General features: G+C 58.4%; 16 protein-coding genes and 7 pseudogenes. 19 read left to right on the top strand and 4 right to left on the bottom strand.

Features of this window, described 5'->3' with window-relative positions; genetic code table 11:
• Positions 1 to 80: 80 nt before the first annotated feature.
• From CUR85_RS17980 to CUR85_RS18005, 6 genes and pseudogenes are all read left to right on the top strand, one after another.
• Positions 81 to 2,327 (top strand): acyl-CoA dehydrogenase, encoded by a 2,247-nt coding sequence (locus tag CUR85_RS17980; protein WP_280323030.1) that lies wholly within the window; start codon positions 81 to 83, stop codon positions 2,325 to 2,327.
• Positions 2,324 to 3,607, top strand: coding sequence for an acetyl-CoA C-acetyltransferase (locus CUR85_RS17985; protein ID WP_280323031.1), 1,284 nt, complete (start codon positions 2,324 to 2,326; stop codon positions 3,605 to 3,607). The genes CUR85_RS17980 and CUR85_RS17985 overlap by 4 nt, the downstream gene beginning before the upstream one ends.
• Positions 3,604 to 3,744 (top strand): hypothetical protein, encoded by a 141-nt coding sequence (locus CUR85_RS17990; protein ID WP_280323032.1) that lies wholly within the window; start codon positions 3,604 to 3,606, stop codon positions 3,742 to 3,744. Before CUR85_RS17985 ends, CUR85_RS17990 begins: the two co-directional genes overlap by 4 nt.
• Positions 3,741 to 4,637: an enoyl-CoA hydratase-related protein gene (locus CUR85_RS17995; protein ID WP_280323034.1), complete on the top strand. Its 897-nt coding sequence runs from the start codon at positions 3,741 to 3,743 to the stop codon at positions 4,635 to 4,637. Before CUR85_RS17990 ends, CUR85_RS17995 begins: the two co-directional genes overlap by 4 nt.
• Complete coding sequence (locus tag CUR85_RS18000) at positions 4,634 to 5,674, top strand: 3-hydroxyacyl-CoA dehydrogenase family protein (RefSeq protein WP_280323035.1); 1,041 nt, start codon at positions 4,634 to 4,636, stop codon at positions 5,672 to 5,674. Before CUR85_RS17995 ends, CUR85_RS18000 begins: the two co-directional genes overlap by 4 nt.
• A 741-nt stretch (positions 5,675 to 6,415) precedes the next feature.
• A pseudogene (locus CUR85_RS18005) lies at positions 6,416 to 7,228 on the top strand (IS30 family transposase); the annotation flags it as partial.
• Positions 7,229 to 7,348: 120 nt separating this feature from the next.
• On the opposite strand, the pseudogene CUR85_RS18010 reads toward CUR85_RS18005, so the two are convergent.
• A pseudogene (locus tag CUR85_RS18010) lies at positions 7,349 to 8,360 on the bottom strand (IS110 family RNA-guided transposase).
• A 106-nt stretch (positions 8,361 to 8,466) separates the two neighbouring features.
• On the opposite strand from CUR85_RS18010, the pseudogene CUR85_RS18015 reads away from it, so the two are divergent.
• Together CUR85_RS18015 and rpsU are read left to right on the top strand one after the other, a co-directional pair.
• Positions 8,467 to 8,697, top strand: a pseudogene (locus CUR85_RS18015) (transposase); the annotation flags it as partial.
• A gap of 192 nt (positions 8,698 to 8,889) precedes the next feature.
• On the top strand, positions 8,890 to 9,096 hold the full coding sequence (rpsU, locus tag CUR85_RS18020; protein WP_174857891.1) for a 30S ribosomal protein S21: 207 nt from the start codon (positions 8,890 to 8,892) through the stop codon (positions 9,094 to 9,096).
• 83 nt (positions 9,097 to 9,179) lie between these two features.
• On the opposite strand, the gene CUR85_RS18025 is transcribed toward rpsU, so the two are convergent.
• Both CUR85_RS18025 and CUR85_RS18030 read right to left on the bottom strand, forming a co-directional pair.
• Positions 9,180 to 9,932 carry a hypothetical protein gene (locus CUR85_RS18025; protein ID WP_280323036.1) on the bottom strand — a complete coding sequence of 251 codons (753 nt, stop codon included), beginning with the start codon at positions 9,930 to 9,932 and terminating at the stop codon, positions 9,180 to 9,182.
• Positions 9,933 to 10,031: 99 nt separating this feature from the next.
• Positions 10,032 to 10,307, bottom strand: a complete 276-nt coding sequence (locus CUR85_RS18030; RefSeq protein WP_280323037.1) for a hypothetical protein — start codon at positions 10,305 to 10,307, stop codon at positions 10,032 to 10,034.
• Positions 10,308 to 10,471: 164 nt separating this feature from the next.
• Between CUR85_RS18030 and CUR85_RS18035 the strand changes: the two genes are divergently transcribed.
• From CUR85_RS18035 to CUR85_RS18045, 3 genes are all read left to right on the top strand, one after another.
• Positions 10,472 to 11,593 carry an RcgA family putative transporter gene (locus tag CUR85_RS18035; protein ID WP_425520177.1) on the top strand — a complete coding sequence of 374 codons (1,122 nt, stop codon included), beginning with the start codon at positions 10,472 to 10,474 and terminating at the stop codon, positions 11,591 to 11,593.
• A 351-nt stretch (positions 11,594 to 11,944) separates the two neighbouring features.
• Positions 11,945 to 12,076, top strand: a complete 132-nt coding sequence (locus CUR85_RS18040) for a hypothetical protein (RefSeq protein ID WP_280323039.1) — start codon at positions 11,945 to 11,947, stop codon at positions 12,074 to 12,076.
• 108 nt (positions 12,077 to 12,184) lie between these two features.
• Positions 12,185 to 13,111, top strand: coding sequence for an alpha/beta hydrolase family protein (locus CUR85_RS18045; protein WP_425520185.1), 927 nt, complete (start codon positions 12,185 to 12,187; stop codon positions 13,109 to 13,111).
• Between the two features lie 103 nt (positions 13,112 to 13,214).
• On the opposite strand, the gene CUR85_RS18050 is transcribed toward CUR85_RS18045, so the two are convergent.
• Positions 13,215 to 13,535: a hypothetical protein gene (locus CUR85_RS18050; RefSeq protein WP_394450951.1), complete on the bottom strand. Its 321-nt coding sequence runs from the start codon at positions 13,533 to 13,535 to the stop codon at positions 13,215 to 13,217.
• Between the two features lie 141 nt (positions 13,536 to 13,676).
• Between CUR85_RS18050 and CUR85_RS20425 the strand changes: the two are divergent.
• The 8 genes and pseudogenes from CUR85_RS20425 (at position 13,677) to CUR85_RS18085 (ending at position 19,843) form a co-directional block, all read left to right on the top strand.
• A pseudogene (locus tag CUR85_RS20425) lies at positions 13,677 to 14,044 on the top strand (hypothetical protein).
• Positions 14,045 to 14,087: 43 nt separating this feature from the next.
• Positions 14,088 to 14,701 (top strand): annotated as a pseudogene (locus CUR85_RS18055) (lytic transglycosylase domain-containing protein).
• Between the two features lie 107 nt (positions 14,702 to 14,808).
• Positions 14,809 to 15,091: pseudogene (locus tag CUR85_RS18060) on the top strand (TrbC/VirB2 family protein).
• Complete coding sequence (locus CUR85_RS18065) at positions 15,084 to 15,362, top strand: VirB3 family type IV secretion system protein (protein WP_008327373.1); 279 nt, start codon at positions 15,084 to 15,086, stop codon at positions 15,360 to 15,362. The pseudogene CUR85_RS18060 and the gene CUR85_RS18065 overlap by 8 nt, the downstream one beginning before the upstream one ends.
• Positions 15,352 to 17,727, top strand: coding sequence for a VirB4 family type IV secretion/conjugal transfer ATPase (locus CUR85_RS18070; protein WP_425520178.1), 2,376 nt, complete (start codon positions 15,352 to 15,354; stop codon positions 17,725 to 17,727). Before CUR85_RS18065 ends, CUR85_RS18070 begins: the two co-directional genes overlap by 11 nt.
• Entirely contained in the window at positions 17,724 to 17,891 is a 168-nt protein-coding gene (locus CUR85_RS18075; protein ID WP_280323044.1) for a hypothetical protein, read from the top strand. Before CUR85_RS18070 ends, CUR85_RS18075 begins: the two co-directional genes overlap by 4 nt.
• Complete coding sequence (locus CUR85_RS18080; protein WP_280323045.1) at positions 17,881 to 19,035, top strand: lytic transglycosylase domain-containing protein; 1,155 nt, start codon at positions 17,881 to 17,883, stop codon at positions 19,033 to 19,035. Before CUR85_RS18075 ends, CUR85_RS18080 begins: the two co-directional genes overlap by 11 nt.
• Positions 19,035 to 19,843, top strand: a pseudogene (locus CUR85_RS18085) (type IV secretion system protein). Before CUR85_RS18080 ends, CUR85_RS18085 begins: the two are co-directional and overlap by 1 nt.
• The last annotated feature ends 4 nt before the right edge of the window (positions 19,844 to 19,847 follow it).

Raw genomic sequence — 19,847 nt, forward strand, 5'->3', positions numbered from 1 at the left:
CGTTCGTTGCACATGAGGAATTTAGGAACTGTGCTGTGCGACAGCGCGTTGGCCCAAAAGTATGGAGGTCCATTCTGCACATGCCCAAATTCCGTCGGAACTATATCACTCGCCCCATTCACAAGTGGGCACGCAATGTATTACCCCAACTGAGCGCGACTGAAGCCGAAGCCTTGGAAGCGGGCGAGGTATGGTGGGAAGCGGAGTTGTTTTCCGGTCATCCCGACTGGTCCAAGCTTTTTTCGGTCACGGCACCCGAGCTGACCGAAGAAGAACAGGCATTCCTTGACGGTCCCTGTCAGGAATTGTGCAGCATGATCGATGACTGGGCGATCAATGAACAGGATGCCGATCTGTCGCCCGATGTCTGGCAATTCATGAGGGACAAGAAATTCTTCGGCATGATCATTCCGAAAAAGTATGGCGGACTTGGGTTCTCGGCCTTTGCCCATTCCGAGGTTGTGCGTTTCATTTCTACTCGTTCTGTTGCCGCGGCCGTCACGGTGATGGTTCCGAATTCGCTTGGACCGGGCGAGCTTTTGCACATGTTCGGGACCGACGCGCAGCAGGAGCACTGGCTGCCGCGTCTGGCCGACGGACGCGAATTGCCCGCATTCGGCCTGACCAGTGACGAGGCCGGATCGGACGCCAGCGCGATGATCGACAACGGCGTGATCGAAACGGGCACCTGGAAGGGCGAAGAGGTGCTGGGAATCCGACTGAACTGGGCCAAGCGGTACATCACGTTGGCCCCCGTCTGTACGGTACTGGGCCTCGCATTCAAGCTGCGTGACCCCCATGGCCATCTGGGCGGCGAAGAAGACATCGGCATCACCTGTGCGTTGATACCGGCTGATCTGCCCGGAGTCGAAACCGGGCGGCGGCACATTCCCAGCCAGACCATGTTTATGAACGGGCCGACAACGGGCAAGGATGTCTTCGTGCCGCTCGACAATATCATTGGCGGCAAAGAATACGCCGGTCGCGGCTGGATGATGCTAATGAGCGCGCTCGCCGCCGGGCGGGGGATTTCGCTGCCGTCGATGGGATGCGCCGCGATTGCGTTGTCGGCGCATACGACCGGAGCCTATTCCCGTATCCGCCAGCAATTCGGGCTGCCGATCGGTAAGTTCGGCGGCATTCAAACGCGGCTGGGACGGCTGGCTGCGGACAGCTATTCGATGGATGCTGCACGGCGGCTGACCTGTGCAGGCTTGGATGAGGGGCGTTCTCTTTCCGTCATATCTGCTATCATGAAGGCACATGCCACATACCGCATGCGCGACGCTATCAATGATGCAATGGACGTGCATTCCGGCAAGGCAGTGATCGATGGTCCATCGAATTACCTGCAAGCGCTTTACCGCGCCGTTCCCATCGGGATAACCGTCGAAGGAGCAAATATCGTCACTCGCTCGCTGATCATCTTCGGTCAGGGCTCAATCCGAGCGCATCCGCACCTGCTGGATGAGATGAAAGCGCTGAATATCGAGGACCCCGAGGAAAGCCTGACGGCGTTCGACAAACACTTCTGGAGACATGTCGGACATTCGACCAAGACCTTCTTCCGCGCTCTCGGTCGCGCATGGACCGGCGGGTTTCTGGCCCCTGCGCCCGACGCCGGCGCGGCAAAACGGCACTACCGCCAGATGGCACGCTGGTCCGCGGCCTATGCCTTGACCGCCGATATGGCATTTTTGACCATGGGCGGCGATTTGAAGCGCAAGGAGATGATCTCGGGTCGGATGGGCGACATTCTCTCCGAGCTCTATATCCTCAGCGCTACGTTGAAACGCTGGGACGACGAAGGACGGCAGAGCGGGGATCTGCCGGCTGTGGAGTATGCCGCCGAACGCGGCTTTGCGCGGATACGGCTGGCGCTGGACGAAGTTTTGATGAACTTTCCGGCCCGCTGGGCTGCATGGCTGCTGCGGACAGTGACCCTGCCGAGGGGCGGCGCGCCGGGTCCGGATGATGCTCTGACCGAAAAGGCCGCGGATCTGATCTATGAACCCTCCGCCACGCGCAGCCGGATCGTGGGCCGCCTGCACGGTGGCTGCAACCGCGACGGCATCGTGTTGCTGAACGACTGCTATGATGCCGTGATGGACACCGCCCCCCTGATGAAGCGCCTGCGCGAAGCAGACCAGACCCCGGATGAGGCCCTGGAGCACGGTACCATCAGCCAGGAGGATCGCGACCGTATCGCGAAGATGGAAGACCTTGTCCACAAAGTGGTTGCCGTTGACAATTTCACCCACGAAGAGCTGGCCGGGCTTTATCCCGGATTGGATGCGCAGGTGTCGCAAAAGGAGGCAGCAGAATGAATCGCCGGGTTTACCTTGTTGATGGCGCACGCACGCCATTCCTGAAAGCAAAAGGAAAGCCGGGCCCCTTCACACCCGTCGATCTGGCGGTGCAGGCGGGACGGCCACTGCTCGCGCGGCAGAGCTTTGACCGAAAGCTTTTGGATTTGGTGATCCTGGGCTGCGTCAACGTCGTCCAAGATGAGATGAACCCCGCCCGTGTGGCTGCCCTGCGGTTAGGATTGGGTGAAGAAATGGTCGCCTTCTCGATGCAGATCAACTGTGGTTCGGGCATGCAGTCGATCGACACGGCCTACCGCTATATCCGCGATGGCTTTCACGACATGATCCTTGCTGGCGGCGCAGAGGCGCTCAGCCACGCGCCGCTGGTATTGCGGCAATCCGCGGTCGAATGGTTCGCGCAGATGTCCCAGGCCAAGGGGCCCGTCGTCCGGGCTAAGGCGATAATCGGGCTGCGGCCCGAGTTCTTCAAGCCTGTCGTCGGTCTGGAGCGCGGGCTGACAGATCCAATCACGACGCTGAATATGGGCCAGACGGCGGAAGTGCTGGCGCATCGGTTCAATATTTCGCGGCGGAGCGCCGACGAATACGCCAACGACAGCCATCACCGTTTGGCCCTAGCCCAGAAGGAAGGCTGGCTAAAGGATGAAGTCATGCCTGCCTTTGACCGAAGCGGCAATGCCTACGAACACGACGATGGCGTGCGCCCGGACAGCGATCTGGAGGGGTTGGCAAAACCCAAGCCCGCGTTTGAAAAACCTTACGGCAAGGTCACGGCCGGCAACTCCAGTCAGATTACGGATGGCGCAAGCTGGGTGATCGTCGCCTCAGAGGAGGCCGTCGAGAAGCACAAGCTCGAGCCACTCGCGCGGATCGTGGACAGTGAATGGGCCGGTCTGAACCCATCCGTGATGGGCTTGGGGCCGGTACTGGCCTCGACGCCTTTGGCGCAGCGCAACGATATGGCGCGCGATGATGTGGATTTGTGGGAGCTGAACGAGGCTTTCGCCGCACAGGTGCTGTCCTGTATTGCCGCCTGGGATGATGCGGATTTCTGTCGTGAAGTGTTGGGACTAGAGGGGGCCTTTGGGCGTATCGACCGCAACCGGTTGAACATCGACGGAGGGGCGATAAGCCTTGGCCATCCGGTCGGCACTTCGGGCAATCGGATTGTGCTGCATCTGGTCAACGCTCTGCGCCGCCGGGAATTGAAACGCGGCATCGCAACCGAGTGTATCGGTGGCGGCTTGGGCGGTGCGATGCTGCTGGAGGTGGCATGATGACGGGACCTGTAATGGAACATCTGGGCGAAACGAAACTTGAGCTGGGCCCTGTGACGCGCGGCGAAGGCCCTTGGCTGCATGGAGAGGCAGACGGTATCGTCTGGCTGGCACTGGATCGGGGTGAGGGGCCGTGAACACGATCGGGCAGGACGTGATCGAAGGGTTGCAAAGCCACATCGAAGCGCTGGAACGTGACCAGCCTCGTGCGGTGGTGATCCGCTCGGCCAAGATCGCGGGCTTTGCCGTCGGCGCCGATATCACCGGTTTTGATGACATGGCTAATGAGGGGGCGGCCGAGATGCTCACGCATGGGCACGACGTGCTGGACCGATTGGAGGCGCTCGATTGCCCCACGATCTGCATTGTGCACGGCGCGGCCTTGGGGGCGGGGTTCGAACTGGCCTTGGCATGTGACTGGCGCATCGCGGTCGAGGGCGCGTCTTTCGGTTTTCCCGAAGTCCAGCTGGGCCTGCACCCCGGCCTAGGCGGGACGTTCCGCCTGCCGGCGTTGATCGACCCGGTTAAAGCGATGACTCTGATGCTGACGGGCAAGACCGCGCATACCGGCAAGGCCCGCAAGCTGGGCATCGCCGATGTGGTCACCCAAGAGCGGCATGTGGCGGCGGCGGTCGATGCGATCAAGGCGGGCGAGGTCGAGCGTGATGCCCCCGGCCTTAAGGCCCGCGCGATGGGATTTGATCAGGCGCGCAGCCTGGCCGCGCGGCAGATGCGCAAGGAGACCGGGCAGAAGGCCCCGGAGCAACACTACCCCGCGCCGCATCGTTTGATCGACATGTGGGAAGAGCATGGCGACGACCGGGCCGCCATGCAGCGCGCGGAGAACCAGAGTTTCGCGAAGTTGCTGGACAGCGACACCTCGAAGAACCTGCGCCGCGTGTTTTTTCTGCGACAGGACATGAAGAATGACAGCCGGGGCGAGGACGGGATCGATCATGTACACGTCATCGGGGCCGGTGCGATGGGGGCGAGATCGCCGCTTGGGCGGCAATCAAGGGCAAGACCGTGACGCTGGGCGATGTCGCACTGGATCCCTTGGCCGAGGCCGTCAAACAGGCGCGGGCCGTCTGCAAGAACAAGCATCTCTCCAACATTGAGACACGCGATGCGCTGGATCGCATGATGCCCGACCCGCACGGCTATGGCATCGCCCGTGCAGATCTGATCATCGAAGCGGTGCCGGAGAAGCCTGATCTGAAAGAGAAGATCTACAACGGATTGAAGGGCCGGATGAAACAGGGGGCGATCCTTGCCAGCAACACCTCCAGCTTGCGCCTAACCGAGTTGAAGGAGGGCGTAGCCGATCCATCGCGCTTTGCGGGGCTGCATTTCTTCAATCCGGTCAGCAAAATGGATCTGGTCGAAGTCGTGCGCCACGCCGATACCGCCGAGGATGTCATCTGCAGACTTGCCGCCTTCTGTGGCGAGATCGGCAAGCTCCCCGTTCAGGTCACCGACTCTTTCGGTTTTCTGGTCAACCGCGCGCTGATGCCATACCTGATGGAAGCGATGATGTTGATGGACGAAGGGGTGGACAAGGAGGTCATCGACACGGCTGCCATCCGCTTTGGCATGCCGATGGGTCCTGTCGCCCTGGCCGACCAGGTGGGCTTGGATATTTGCCTGCATGTCGCGGAGAGCCTTAAGGACGGGCTGGACAAACCGATGGCGGACATCAGCAACGGTCTTCGCAAGAAAGTCAAGCGGGGTGATACCGGTAAAAAGGCGGGGCAGGGGTTCTATGATTGGTCACAGGGCGCGCCGCACCCAAATGCCGATCTGGACAATGCCCCCGATGATCTGACAGACCGGCTGATACTGCCGATGCTGAACGCCTGTGTGGAATGTCTGCGGAAGAATGTAGTGAAGGATGCCAATGCCATAGATGGCGCAATGATTTTCGCCACCGGGTTCGCGCCCTTCCGGGGTGGTCCGATGCGTTACGCCCGCGCGCGCGGTGCCAAAGAAATACGCGAGCGACTAGAGGAACTGGCCGGGAAGCACGGAGAGCGTCTCACCCCTGACGTCGGTTGGCAAGACCTTTGAGCGCGCGAGACTACCGGAAGAAGCCGACGAGAACTTTGTTATGTCCGCTGAGATGGGGCTGACGCGCTTTTGTTGAGCGGCACTCAACAAGCCAGCGATGCCGAGCATCGAATAGACGAAATTTGAACTTGACCTCACCTATGATGCCTACTCGTTTGTAATTGATGTAGCTCCGTTAATGGGTGTGATCCTTTCAATGCCGCCCGAGATCGTCTCGACCGATCATAGGAATCGCAGGTTCCGGATGGTTTGTTTCGTTTGCGCCGGCGAGTTTTGAAAGCAGCATGCGCCGCAATGCGTGGTATCGGTATATTATGCGGCTGCATAAGAGGGGGCATAGAAGAGTTCGGCGCGCGTTTGGACGCAAAGCTCGGTAGGCTTTACCCGACGGTGCTCGTGATCAGAACCGTCAGCATAGTCGAAGTTGGCAAACCAAATTAATAAGCTACGTTGCAAGCAAAACTATTGACGTTTATCGAATTGGAAAAGTTTGGGACTATTCGATTAAAGTCGTTGCGGTATCCACGTCTGGCTATGACAATAGTAGACCAACAATTAATCTCCAAACTTGGACTAAAGCCGGCAACCCATCAAGTTCAACGAACTCCTTCCCTTGCTTGAACATAATTAACCCTATGGGCGTCTTTCGTAGCGAAGGGTGGATTCACAAACGAAGTGCAAATTCTGTACGAATACAGAGAGTTGCATGGAGTATGAAGAATGTGAACCCACTACTGTCACCTGAAGCTGGACGAACGTCGCAAGCTTGCAAAGTGGCTTGAAGCCAAAATGTCGATTTCAGAGATCGCGGATCGACTGGGTCGCGCCCCCTCCACGATCTACCGAGACATTAAGCGTAATCGGTACACGGACGGCGAACTGCCTGAGCTAAACGGGTATCACGCGCTCGTCGCTCAGGACAAATATGAGCAGCGCCGCGCGATTCATCGCAAGATGATCATTCACCCTGATTTGAAAGCCGCCATCGAAGACCGCTTGAAGGCTGGCTGGTCGCCCGAACAGATAGCCGGCAGGATGCGGCTCGAACGGCACCCGATCCGCGTGAGCCACGAGACGATCTATCGCTTTGCCTATTCCAAAGACGGTCGCGAGGAACAGTTCTACCGCCATCTCCCCGAGCATCGCCGCCGCCGTCGGCCGCGTGGTTACCGCAGGCACAACAGAGCCCACATATTCGACATTCAAAGCCTGTCACACAGGCCTGAGCGTGTCTCAGAACGCTTAGAATTCGGCCATTGGGAGTGCGACTTGATGATGTTCCGTAAGGAGCAGGGGAAGGTAAACGTGACGTCATTGGTGGAGCGCGTCAGCCGCTATGCCGTCGTGATACGCAATGAAGATCGACAATCCAAACCGATCATGGAGTCCCTGATCAACGGGTTGGTTCCCCTGCCCGCCGACGCGCGCAAGTCAATCACCTTCGACCGCGGCACCGAGTTCTCGGCCTGGAAATATCTCAAGGCTGGGATTGGAGCGGATGCCTGGTTGTCTAATCGCCGACCCACAGTCAAGCTTTTGATGCTAGAAAACAGTGGGCGTTGAAACGCCCTACAATGCCTTTCCCATTTCCACTCTTCGTTCAGCCGTCCACGACAGGGACGCCTCCTCGCATCTACCTATGACGCGCTGAGTTCGGTGTGCGAAGTCCTTTCCTTAGGCGACGACTTCGCGAGTCGGGATGAATTCTTGGCCGGTTCTAAGCATGGAATGCATGATGACGGCGAGTTTACGGGCAACGGCCACCGCCGCGCGCTTGAACCCAATGCGTTCCCTCAACTGAAGGCCCCAAGTTTTGAGATCACTAACGGTATCTGCCCGTGTCCTCGTAAGTAGCGAGGTCGCGGCCTCGTAGAGAAGCCCGCGAAGCCGATGATCTCCCCGGCGCGAAATGTGGCCGTCGAAGTCTACCTCCCCGGATTGGTAGCGGCGTGTGGTAAGGCCGAGCCACGCTCCCACAGACCTTGATCTCGGGAAATTTTTCGGGTTTTCGATGGCGGCCACATAGGAGATCGCCGTGATCGCCCCGATGCCAGGTATCGTCATCAGCAGACGAGTGCTTGGGCTGTGGCGCGCCGCATGTCGGAGTTGACGATTGAGTGCGGATACACGTTTGCGTATCGCGCGCCAAGTCTCGAGTAGCGGCAAAATGATCTGTGCCAACTCGACATACCCCTCCAGCAGTCTCTCTACGTTTGCTTCAAACACGACCAGGCCGAATGTCTTCATCAGGCCACGGATCTGGTTGGTCAACTGTGTTGTCATGGACAGGAGCTGCGTACGAGCTGCCACCAAAGACCGGATCAGCATCGACTCGAAAGACTTGACCCTGACGGCCTTGTAGAAGCCGGTTTCGGCAAGTCTGGCCAACCCTTCGGCATCGTTTGCGTCGGTCTTGTTCAACGTCGCGCCCAGGATCTTCTGCGCGTGACGTGCCTCAATGCAGATCGCTGGAAGCCCCTCCCCCTTTCAAGACATGAAAGAACCAAGTGGCAAGGGGGCCAGTCTCGAACACAACGGACTGGGGTTCCGGAGCATGTTTGCGTACTGTCTGTGCAATAGACGCAGGATCCGAGCGGCATTTTCCACGCCATATTCGATGGCCGTCTTCCCGGATGGCAATGGCAGTGTCCTTCAACGAAACGTCGAGCCCAATATGCTGACCCATTCTCAGTCTCCATCAGTTGCTTCAAACAAAACCCCTTTTGGGTCACGCTCTGGATCATACCGAAGGAAAGACATTCCGATGCCATGACGGGCCACGGTCGAAGCAGGGCGATTACCCCATGTTCTGCGACCCCTCCAGCCCCTGGCAGAAAGGCACAGTCGAGAACACTAACCGACGCCTTCGAAGGTGGCTGCCCCGCAAACGCGACATCCGGCAATGCACAGATCACGATATGAAGGTGATCTGTGATCGCCTCAACAACACGCCACGAAAGTGCCTTGGATGGAAGACCCCAGCCGAGGTCTTCCGCGAAAAGATATTGGAGGAAATGCGATAACATCCCTACCCTGATCCCAACAAGAGTCGCGGTTCACGTATCGCTCACACCCATAGCGCGCACTGCAAAGGTTTAAGCAGAGGGACGGACGAGCGCTTGTCTCACGGTCTTTAGAACGCACAAATTGCTCTTGCAACCAGCACGGTCCTGTTCTCTAGTATTTTCACATTCATGAACAACGGTGTTATCCATATGCAGGTCAGCGTCCGCGATAATAATGTCGATCAGGCTCTTCGGGTTTTAAAGAAAAAGCTTCAACGCGAAGGCGTTTTCCGCGAAATGAAGCTCAAGCAGCACTTCGAGAAGCCTTCTGAGAAGAAAGTTCGCCAACAGGCCGAAGCGATCCGCCGAGCTCGCAAAGCGGCGCGCAAGCGCTTGGAGCGTGAAGGCGTGATGTAGCTCTACCGAAACACATAACTTAGAAAATTGCCTTTAGGCGTGAGTTCCCATTTAAAGCAAATGGCTTTTTTTCCCGAGTGGGCTCAGTAGTTGACCTGCTCGTAGCCATATCTGCCCTCGTAATCCCGCCACTCGACGAACACCGAACGGTGGCGGACGCTCGGACAATTGTCGCCCCATCTCTCCAGCCCTACATGATCTTTCGGCAAGGTTCCAATTGATGAACGCTGCCAAGAGAAGTCTCCTTGTACTCCATAAGTTCCAAGTACAACGATCGCGCTCCGCTCGCAGTCCCCCTCGCTGCCTGCCTCGTATTGTCGAGCGTGACGCACATCAAAGATTCGTATCGAACGCACGAATTTAAACTCCGGACCGCTGATGTCGATGTCGGCGCGTTCTTGACCAAGCGTAATAGAAAAGTCACTCCTCTTATCAGCCGTTTCAACCCTTTCCGCCGGGAACACGCTCGTCGATGACAGGCCGACTTCCTGAGATGGGGCAACGGTAATCGTCTGGAGCAGCGGATGACGCGGTCTATCGAACAGAATGTCGAAGATACGGCCGCCATCTTTACCAGTGCCATTGATGTCATGGGATGCTCTCATCGGACAACGCCATATCTGCAACGGAGGCTCTACCGGCCAGGGTGTTATTCTTCGAATGAATTTAGCGCGGGCTCGTGAGCATGGCGCTGACGCGGGCCAGCCGCCCGAGAGACAAAGCAGGATCGCGCAATCGATCGGATAAGTTTGCGCCCTACTCCGCTCGACCGTTCCGAAAAAAGATGTGGAGCCAAGAGCGACAAGGACGACGAAACGAGTAAGCGCTTTGGGCATGAGTACTCTCCTACAGTTTTGGCAGGTTGACGGTCTCTCTGGATATTTTATATTCATTACACCAATAGTATATTTTTGAAAGACCTGCTCCGATGACTATCAAGGCCTGCTAGTTTGGGTATGCTCGCCGCCACTCGAAAGCGCTTCGAGGTACTCGATCACTTTCACTGGTGTCGACGATTTTGCCTCTGCCAGCACTTCGGGATGAAGCGGCGGCTCGATAGAACCGGCAGGTACCTGCTCGTCCAGCCAGAGCACCGACAACTCAGAGGAATTCCACAGGTATACCCATCCAACCGTGCGCTCCCGATCATTTCCAAACAATCGGGCTATGGGCTCTGCTTCTTCTTTCAACAGTCTCACCACGTTCTTCATTCCAGTTTGCAACGACCGAGCAGGATTTCGATCACGTCAGCCATTTTCTGGCCCAGTGGATGGCGATCGAATCACACTGCCTGTAGTTGCACTGTCGTGAGCCGCGAATTCACGATACGAAGCGAACGCCAGCGAAATAGAACGAAACGAACAACGGTACGCCCTTGATAAAAAATGGAAAATACTTTGTTCCTCCGTTGGATGACGGAAGTGACTTTAAGGAGTTGTTCAGACGGTTGAGCGCGGCCGGAGCGGGTCGGCCTACTGACAAAGATGGGATACCCTTGGGACCGTGGACACCCGAGCTTCTTGCTACCGCAATCACTCAGATCGAAGCCAACCGGTCCGGGATCGAGCTGCGAACAGTGCAGCTTTGGTACCAAGACAACGAGAAAGGAATCAGCGCCGAGAACATTCGATGGCTGGCAAGGGTGTTTGGGTGTGATGATCCGAAGGCGACCAGCGAGTGGCAGACGGAACTTAGTGTGGCCCGGGCCCGATTGGTAGCCAGGAGGCGAGCGCTGCGTGCGGGGTCAGACGGCCACGATGCGCATAGTCCTCCAGATACGGTTCAGAACGCGGCAATCGATGTTGGTACCGTGGTTCCGTCACCGTTGGCGCACAAAAGTGATGTTATTTCGCCGAGGCCGGGATTTAGCCTGGCGAGGACATCGGAGGCCGTGTTCAACCGGGGATCCCCTTTGGATTTGTCGGCATCGGTGTTCGCAGGGGCCGTGGCCCTTGGATTTTCCTCTTATTTTTTGGGCATTCACAGCATTGTTTATCCGCAGGCGAATGGTGTGATTAAGCAGGTTGGATACCTATGGGCGCCGAACTGGACACTCCTCTTCATGGTGCTCATGCCGCTATACTTCGTATTCGTGCGCGATTTAGTGGTCTTTTGGAGAGGCGCAAGGCGGTCACAGTTAAACCTTGAAGGTGAAGGGATCGCGAATGACGACATGTGGATGCGAAAAGTCGTGGCCTTTTCGGTGACGTATTGGGCAGCCTTTCTTGTTTGCTTACCTATAGCTACTGTTCTTCAGTGGATCGATAGGTGTTTAACCCCATTACTGACTCGCGATGCTGGCAATTACCCGGTGGAATGGGCTCGGTTGGCGATTGAGCGCCCCCACGTCATTTCGATACCGGAGGCGGTTGCGTTCACCGGGTTCGCCTATCTCTACATGGGTGTGGTATTTTATCTCTTCTTTGCGGGCTCATTTTGCTCTTCACAATTGTATACGATTTTTGGGAACTTGGACGAGATCCTGAACCTGGGGTAGATGGAGAATATCACTGGCAGTCCAATCAACTCGAACTCAAAATCATGCGCGGGATTTTCCGGTGCTGTATTCTGGGACTCTTGATTGCCTTATGCATGAAGCTCCAAAGCACTTTTATGCTTTCAAGTGAATCGACCATGGCGGGTTGGTTGACTCGCGATTTCCTGTCAGTCTTGGGAAATCATGAGAAGGCAAGCGACTGGTTCGAATACAGCATGCCGACGAACTATAGCAGCCTGCTGATCGTATTGGCGACCTGCACTGTGTTTTATATGGGCTTGTTCGAGTCCACGCCGCGTTGCGTCAGCAAGGAGACATTGGACATGGTCGAAATCAGAGAGAATTGGAATCATGTTGGCGCTCGTCGCCCTGCTGACCATCGTCTACGTCCTGATCGGTGCAATCGCTGGTTTCTCGATCTTGCTGTGCATCGGGCTGCTGTCTGCAATCTACGGCCTGATTTATCCAAGCATCGATACATGACGGGCGACTGACCAAGGAGACAAACAAAGTGTATCATAGCTGGCTCGATCGTTGGGATGAGCGACGCGCAGAGCGGGGGACGAAGTAAAGAGGCGGACAGATTTCGCTCTGGACACTGAACTTGCCTTCCCTGGCTCCGGACATCCGGCAGGTATCGAGGCCTTCTGTCAACTTGCAGACCAGGCTGTTGAGGACCCAACCTATTTCGATGAACCGGGTAACAACGACTTGGTCGTCGAACGCAAAGGAGATTGGGCCAAATTTCCTTCAGGAATTTCTACTGACGTCGCAGAGAACAATCTCGTCTGGGCGAAAGTAACAGAAAGCAGATCATTCGATAAAGCTTTGGTTGTGTTTCACCATTGGAATGCAAGCGCGCGGTATCAACAGATGGCGAACTTTTTCTCCCGGCGTGGGATCACGGTAGTCGAGATGGCACTGCCGTATCACTTCGAACGTAGCCGTCCCGGCGCCGATTATGCCGACTACATGCTAAGCCCGAATCTCGGACGGACGACTCAATCCGTGAGACAGGCGGTATGGGATGGTCGAAAGCTTATACGGTGGCTAAAGGAGCAAGGTTATAAAGAGATTTCTGTACTCGGAATGAGTCTGGGTTCCTGGGTTGCCGGGTTGATTGCCGCCCATGACAAAACTGTTTCAAAAGCTGCGCTATTTCTCACGGCCGGAAGTCTTGCGGACATGGTGTGGACCGGGCGCGCAACGCGAACGATTTGCGAGAGCCTTCAACCCGTGATCGAATTGGGCGACCTCAGAAGGGCTTGGGGACCACTAAACTTGGTAAACCATGCGCATCATCTGGCGCGGGACAATCTCGAACTTCAGGTAGTATTGGCCAAACGAGACAAGGTGGTGCTGCCGGAGCTTTCTGATAGGCTGATTCAAGGGCTGAAGCACGCCGGGGCCGCGCCCAGCATATTGAAACTGAATTGCGGCCACTATTCACTGTCCATGCCGCCCTACATTGTGTCGGCCGGCCGAAGCGTGGCTCGCATGTTGAAACCCGGCCCCTAAGCCGCTGACGTCGAGACTGGAACGGGTTCTCGGCTGAATTGAGCCCGTAGCCCAGTTATCGAATTCGGAACCCGCGACTCGGGCCAAAAGTTTCGCCCCGAAGTTATCGGTGAAGCGAGCCCAAGAAGCGCCCATATTCCTCGCTGACTTCGCGCGCTTCCTCGAAGGCGCGAGCACGCTCCTCGTCGAGGCAGCGAAAATAGTTCTGTATGTCGCGGAAGTAGAGCTCGAAGTCATGACGGAGGATGGTCACAAATTCCGCGACAACCTTCTGATCTCTTGGAACAAATGGCCGAGGCGGAGGGATGCATGGTTCGGCGAGCGCCGGACAACCGACAAGCGAAAGCAGACCGAATGTGCGCATCAAAGGCAGGATGCGCAACCGAAGATAGCCAAAGCCGCTTAAATCCTTGAACGAGCGCATGTTACGTGCCTAAAGGTATCGGATCAACGTATACCGCAAAAATTGTAATATACTATTGCGGTCATAAGTATACTATCGTAACTCTGGGCTTCAAGTAGGAATGCCTAGGGTCGCGCCATTGGAGAAAGCGTGAGCCGGGCCATGAACTGGGACATTGAAGCACCAAATGTGGTTACGGAAGCCAGGTTCCGCGAGCTCGTGGAAAGCGGCTACGGCGCAGAAATCCTGTGCCAAGAATCGGCACACAAGAAAGGCCCCAGCTATTACGGGGTCTGGATCATGCGTGTGGTCTCCAACGAAGGCGTGGAGAAGCTGCTGGTCACGGCCCGTACTCGGACGACCTATAACGACATCAAGATCCGCGAGTTCAAGACGATCTCTGGCGTGGTGTCTTTCTTCATTGGCCTTGGTTTTGCGCATGTCGATCTGCCGCTTGAGGCGGGACAAGCCGTACGCACAAACTTGCGCCGTCAGACAAAGACCCATCAGACAAGGGCGCTGGCAACTAGTCTCGTCTGTCTCTGGCTGGTCGCAGCACCTGCCTCAGCGCAAATGGTTCTTATCATGGAAAGCGACGGCTCTCTGACCCCGTCGCGGTCTCAGAGCGGTTTTGCCCGAAACTACAATGACGGCATCGGTCAGGGTTCGGCCTCCGATGGGATCGCGATCTACGGAGAGGTAGAGGCCGAGCAAGAGGGCGTCCAAGTCGCGGCCCTTGCCCGCCCGACTCCGCTGCCCCGCGCCGATGTCCTCTCCGGGATTCAGACCACGGCTTTGCGCTATGCCCGCCATCCTGGCCTGCGTCGCGCCGGGCTTTCCGTGACGGATTGGCTGGCTCTCTATCGAGCCAATATCGAGGTTGAGAGCGCCTATCGGCAGAATGCGATTTCAAGTGCAGGTGCCATTGGCCTTGGCCAATTGATGCCAGCGACGGCGCGCGATCTGGGCGTTGACCCGCGCGATCCGATGCAGAACCTCGACGGCTCCGCCCGCTATCTTGCGATGATGCTGGAGACGTTCGGCGATCCGCGGCTCGCGCTCGCAGCCTACAACGCTGGCCCGGATGCGGTCCGCCAGTATGACGGCATTCCCCCTACCGAGAAACCCTGAACCACGTGGCCCGTGTCATGGCCGTCGTGGCCCGATTGGAAGGATCAAATTCATGATGTCCCAACCTTTTTGGAATTCATTCCTCAAAACACTTATCGGCAATGTCACGAGAGCGCGCAGCGCGGCAGTGCATTGGCGATACCGCTTTTTCCAAACAAGTTGGATTTCAAACCTATTCGTCGCTGCGCTCGCCTCTTCCTGCTCGTTGCGGAACCGCCCTCGCGCAAAGCATCGATCTCTCACCGATCCAGAGCCTGTTGCAAGGGATCGTGGATGCGCTGACCGGCCCGCTTGGCGTTGTCATCGCGACGCTCGCTGTGCTCGGCGTCTTCTTGAGCTGGTTCTTCAACATCATCGATCTGCGTCAGGCGCTCTGGGTGCTTGTCGGCATCGCCGGTGTTGCTGCCGCTCCCACCATCGTTGCCGCGGTCTTTGCCGGTGGCTGAGCGCTCGCCCCTCTTTCTCGGCCTCGTGCGCCCGCCCAAGCTTCTGGGCCTACCCATCATGTACGCCATGGTCTGGCTCTTCGGCTCGGTGCTGCTCTTTGTCTGGGTCCAGCACATCGCGGTGCTGGGGGTGGCCGCCCTGCTCTACCCCGTGCTGTGGAAGGCCGCGGACTGGGACCCGCGCTTCATCGACGTGATGATGACAGCGCTGCAGGAAACCCCACCGACGCGCAACCGCTCCATTCACGGCGGTGACAGCTATGCGCCCTAACAATGCCTTGGATGAAGCAATCGATCTCCGCACCATGACGCCGGACTGGTATGCGCGCGAAACACGCCTCGCGCATATGCTGCCCTATGTCAGCCTAGTCGATGACCGCACCGTGCGAACGCGGGTGAATGAGCTTTTTCAGTGCATCCGGCTCGATGGGGTCAATAGCTACACGACGGATGATGCCTATCTCGACAAGGTGACGGCGCTTTTCGCCCGGATCATCGCGCAGCTGGGGCCGGAGTTCAGCTATTACGTCCACAAGGTCTCCAAGGCGATCACGCCGGAGCTCGAGCCCATACGCGAGGAGAGTTTTGCAGGAGTCGTTGACCGTCTCTGGCGCACGAAACTCGAAACCAGCGGGTTGCGCGACAAAACCCTGACGCTCACGGTCATCCATCGCCCACCTCCCAAAAGCGTCCTGCCCTTCCTCAATCGCAGCGCCCCTAATCGCCTCAAGGAAGCAACCGAGAAACGCCTGCGCCGTCTCGGCGAGGCCGTAAGCGTGTTTGTGTCAGGCCTGACCGAGCTGAACCCGCGCGTGCTGACTTCCGAGAGCGGCGAACTCATCGGCTTTCTGGGCGCGCTGAATACCGGCCAGGAATTGCCGCTCTACCCCGCAAACACCTACGGTTTTCTGTCCTTCAATGTCGCCAATACCCGCGTGACGTTTCAGGGGGATCACTTCGAGCTCTCGGAAGGGGTCGTCGGACATCGCTACGGCAAGAGCTTCACCATCGGAGAATACTCGGAAGGCACCTCCTGCACCATGTTCGACATGCTGAACCTGCCGGTCGACATGATCGTCACGCATTCCTTCACGCCGATCAATTCGAACCTCATGGCGGGCCGCATCAAGCGGCAAAAGCGCCAGATGCAAGCGTCTCAGGACGCGGCGCTCTCGCTGATGGAAGCCCTCGACATCGCCGCCGATGATCTCGAAGCCAAGCGCCAAAGCTTCGGCGAGCATCACATGGTCGTGACGCTCTTTTGCGACACGTTCGAAGAGCTGCAGACCCTCAGCGCGGAGATCGTGAACGCCGCCGCAACCGAAGGCGTGAAGATGATCGGCGAGCGGGTCGCCGCAAAGGCCCATTACCTCAGCCAGCATCCCGGCAACCAGCCCAAGCGCGTGCGTGCCAGCGCCGTCACCAACCGCAACTTCGCGGATTTTGCGGCCTTCCACCGAACACAACTCGGCAAACCCGCAGCACTTACCCCCTGGGGCCGGGTCGTCACATATTTGCCCACGCCCGAGCAAAGCGCCTACCGGTTTTCCTATCACGAGCAGGGCTCGCCCGACAAAGAACCGACCAGCGGCCATACCCTGATCATGGGACGGCCTGGGTCGGGCAAATCGGTGCTTTCGGCCTTTCTAATGACGCAAGCCCGTCGCGCAGGTGCCCGGATCTTCGTCTTCGATTACCGTCTTGGTATGGAGATGGCGGTCCGCGCCAATGGCGGGCGCTACGCGTCTCTGAACGCCGGTCAGCCCACGGGCCTCAACCCGCTCTGGACAGAGACCGATGCCCGCGGCACCGCCTGGCTCTCGGACTGGCTTGCCACCTTGCTCTACCGCGCTGACAAGCCCCTGACCCCGGCGCAGACCAACCGTATCCAGGAGGTCGTGCGCCAGAATGCCCAGGCCACCAATCCGGCCCTGCGGAACTGGCGGGATTTCGCGTCGCTTTTTGTGTCCACCGATGATGGCGGCGATCTGCACCAGCGCCTGCTCGAGTGGACCGAAGACGGCCGCTACGGCTGGATCTTCGGGCAGAGCCTCGAGGACACGTTCTCGCTCAAAGGCGATGTGGTGGGCTTCGATCTGACAGGCATTCTCGACAGCGAAGCCGACAAGGAGCGGATGGCGGTCCTGTCCTATCTCTTCCGCCGGGTCGAACGCGAGATCGAGGACCGCCGCCCCACCATCATCGTGATCGACGAGGCCTGGAAGGCGCTCGACAACGCATATTTCGCCGAACGGCTGTCGAACTGGCTCGTGACTGCGCGCAAGCAGAACACCGTAGCGGTGATGATGACGCAATATGCCAGCCAGCTTGAGCGCACCCGGACCGGCAAGACCATCGTCGAAGCCGTTCCGACGCAGATCCTGCTGCCCAATATCCGCGCCAGTGCCTCGGATTACGCCATGCTGAACCTCACGGAGAAGGAGCTCGACGTCCTTCTCAACACGGGCAGCAACAGCCGCCTCGCACTGATCCGCGACGATCAGGGCTCAATCGTCGTTGATGCCGATCTGAGCGCCCTTGGGCCCAATCTCACGATCCTTGGCGGCATGGAAAAGGGCGAAGCGCTCGTCGGCTCCGATTACCGCGACCGCCCAGATTTTTGGAGGCTTTCATGATTCGTATTCTTATCGCTTTGGCTGCGCTCGGCGCGCTGGCCTCCTGCACCCAGTATCGGGAGCCGCAGGCCAATTGCTTTTCCTTTCTCGCCTCGACGGGAGCGACAGCCCAGGATTGCCACTTCGCACCGCTCGGCGCGCCGGAGGGCGACGTTGAAGTCTAGCCTGCCTCATATCCTCGCATTTTGCCTGCTGCCCGGTCTCGCCTTGTCTCAAGGCGTGCCGACCAATGACAGTGGGCTGACCGCGCGTGACATCGTCGAGACTGGCGATCGCGAGGCTGACTTGGCCGTTCAGGCCGACAAGCTTGCCGTGCGCGAACTCATCGCCGAGATCGAACGGGAGCAACTGGAAACCCTCCGACGCATCCTCGATGCCCAGACCAGCTTCGGCGGTCAGGGATTGCCGGCTATGGTCTCGGGGCTGGAAAGCGGCAGCGGGGATCCGGACCGTTCCGTCGAGGCCGTCTATGGCAATGCCGAAATCGATCCCAACCCCGGCGGCGCACAGATGTTCGGGGATGCCGCCGAAAACATTGAGCAACTCATCATCCGCGTCGCCCAGGAAACCAGCGGTTTCGCGGGCGTGGGCCGCGCGGGCCTCTCCCCCGTTCAATGGCGCGCGTTGTTGCAGGCGCTCATCTGGCAGGAAAGCCGCTTCACCATCGGTGCGCGCTCGCCTGTCGGGGCCTTTGGCCTCACCCAGATCATGCCCGGCACGGCCAGCGATCTCGGGATCAACCCGGAATATTATGACAGCCCCTACCTGCAGGTGCATGGCGGCGCGCGCTATCTCGCAACGCAACTGAACACCTTCGACGGCAACATCATCAACGCGCTCGCGGCCTATAACGCCGGACCCGGTCGCGTGTTCGAATATGGTGGGGTGCCGCCCTTTGCCGAGACCCAGCACTACGTCCAAGTCATCCCCGAACGCTACAATCTCTACCTGAGCCGCATCGGCGGGATCGAAGCGCTTGGCACGATCGACCCCGCGCTTCTGGCCAATGCCAACCTCTCAATCACGGGTCATGGGGCGGCCTTCTATGGCAACAACTCGCCCGCCGCGATCCGCCAAGCCGCCCTACGCATTTCCGACATCGTCGAACGGATTTCCGAAACCGAGGACGTGCAGGAGAGCGTCGCGCTCAACACCTATGCCCGCGCCGAACTCGTGCGCCTCGTCGCTGCACGCATCCGGCTTCAGGCGGCACGCACCCGCGTCCTTTCTGCCGAGGAGCTGGCCCAGGCCAGCGCTCGCATGGCCGAAGGCGCGTTCATGGATTTTACGATCAGGGAGATTGAATGATGGGACATCTGCTCTTGAGGACAGCTTTGGCCACGACATTTGGCGTTGGCTTGCAGTTCAGCGTCCTACCCCTGCCGCAGCACAAGGTGTACCGGTCGTCGACACCCAGAACATCGCGCAAAACATCCAGCAGCTGCGGCAGATGATCGACGACGAGATCCTGCAGAACGAGCAGCTGACGCAGCTCCGTGAACAGCTCGGCCTGCTCACGGACCAACTCGCGGAGCTGCAAAGAACCTACGAGGCCCTCACCCGCCTCGCCGAGCTTCCAGAAATCATCCGCACCGAGATGGAAGACGAACTCAATGGCCTACTCGACCAGGAGTTCGGGGACATCCTCGCCACAATTGAGGCGATCAAGACGGGGGATTTCTCGGGCCTCTCGGGCTCCGGCGCAGGCGAGATCGAAACCCAGATGGACCGGGTGCTGGCCGACCTCGGCTTTGACGAAGACACCCTCTCGGAAATGGCCGCGAGCGGCAATCCCGGGGCCAACCGCGTGGCGACGCAGGCCACCACCGGCGCGCTCGTATCAGCCGCCGCCCAGAACAGCTATGAAGATGCGGGCCAATCGCTCGAGCGGGTAGACCGCCTTGTCGGGCTCATCGACGACATGGAAGAGCTCAAGCAAAGCGTCGATCTCAACACGCGCGTGACAGCTGAATTGGCCATCGCCCTGGTGGCAATGTGGCAGCTGGAAGCGATTCAAACGGTGGGCGATGGCACGGGCGGCGTGATCGATGCCGCCACAATCGCCGAGGAGCAGCGCTTCATGGATTTCACCTTGCCGGACCTGCGGGCCGAGTGATCGC

It is taken from the genome of Sulfitobacter faviae, assembly GCF_029870955.1.
Taxonomy (GTDB): domain Bacteria; phylum Pseudomonadota; class Alphaproteobacteria; order Rhodobacterales; family Rhodobacteraceae; genus Sulfitobacter; species Sulfitobacter faviae.

Coding starts and splice junctions, on each gene's coding strand:
- CUR85_RS18040 (WP_280323039.1), top strand. CDS start 11,945: ATGTTGGCGCTCGTCGCCCTGCTGACCATCGTCTACGTCCTGATCGGT.
- CUR85_RS18025 (WP_280323036.1), bottom strand. CDS start 9,932: ATGCCCAAAGCGCTTACTCGTTTCGTCGTCCTTGTCGCTCTTGGCTCC.
- CUR85_RS18030 (WP_280323037.1), bottom strand. CDS start 10,307: ATGAAGAACGTGGTGAGACTGTTGAAAGAAGAAGCAGAGCCCATAGCC.
- CUR85_RS17985 (WP_280323031.1), top strand. CDS start 2,324: ATGAATCGCCGGGTTTACCTTGTTGATGGCGCACGCACGCCATTCCTG.
- CUR85_RS17980 (WP_280323030.1), top strand. CDS start 81: ATGCCCAAATTCCGTCGGAACTATATCACTCGCCCCATTCACAAGTGG.
- rpsU (WP_174857891.1), top strand. CDS start 8,890: ATGCAGGTCAGCGTCCGCGATAATAATGTCGATCAGGCTCTTCGGGTT.
- CUR85_RS18070 (WP_425520178.1), top strand. CDS start 15,352: ATGCGCCCTAACAATGCCTTGGATGAAGCAATCGATCTCCGCACCATG.
- CUR85_RS17990 (WP_280323032.1), top strand. CDS start 3,604: ATGATGACGGGACCTGTAATGGAACATCTGGGCGAAACGAAACTTGAG.
- CUR85_RS18050 (WP_394450951.1), bottom strand. CDS start 13,535: ATGCGCTCGTTCAAGGATTTAAGCGGCTTTGGCTATCTTCGGTTGCGC.
- CUR85_RS18075 (WP_280323044.1), top strand. CDS start 17,724: ATGATTCGTATTCTTATCGCTTTGGCTGCGCTCGGCGCGCTGGCCTCC.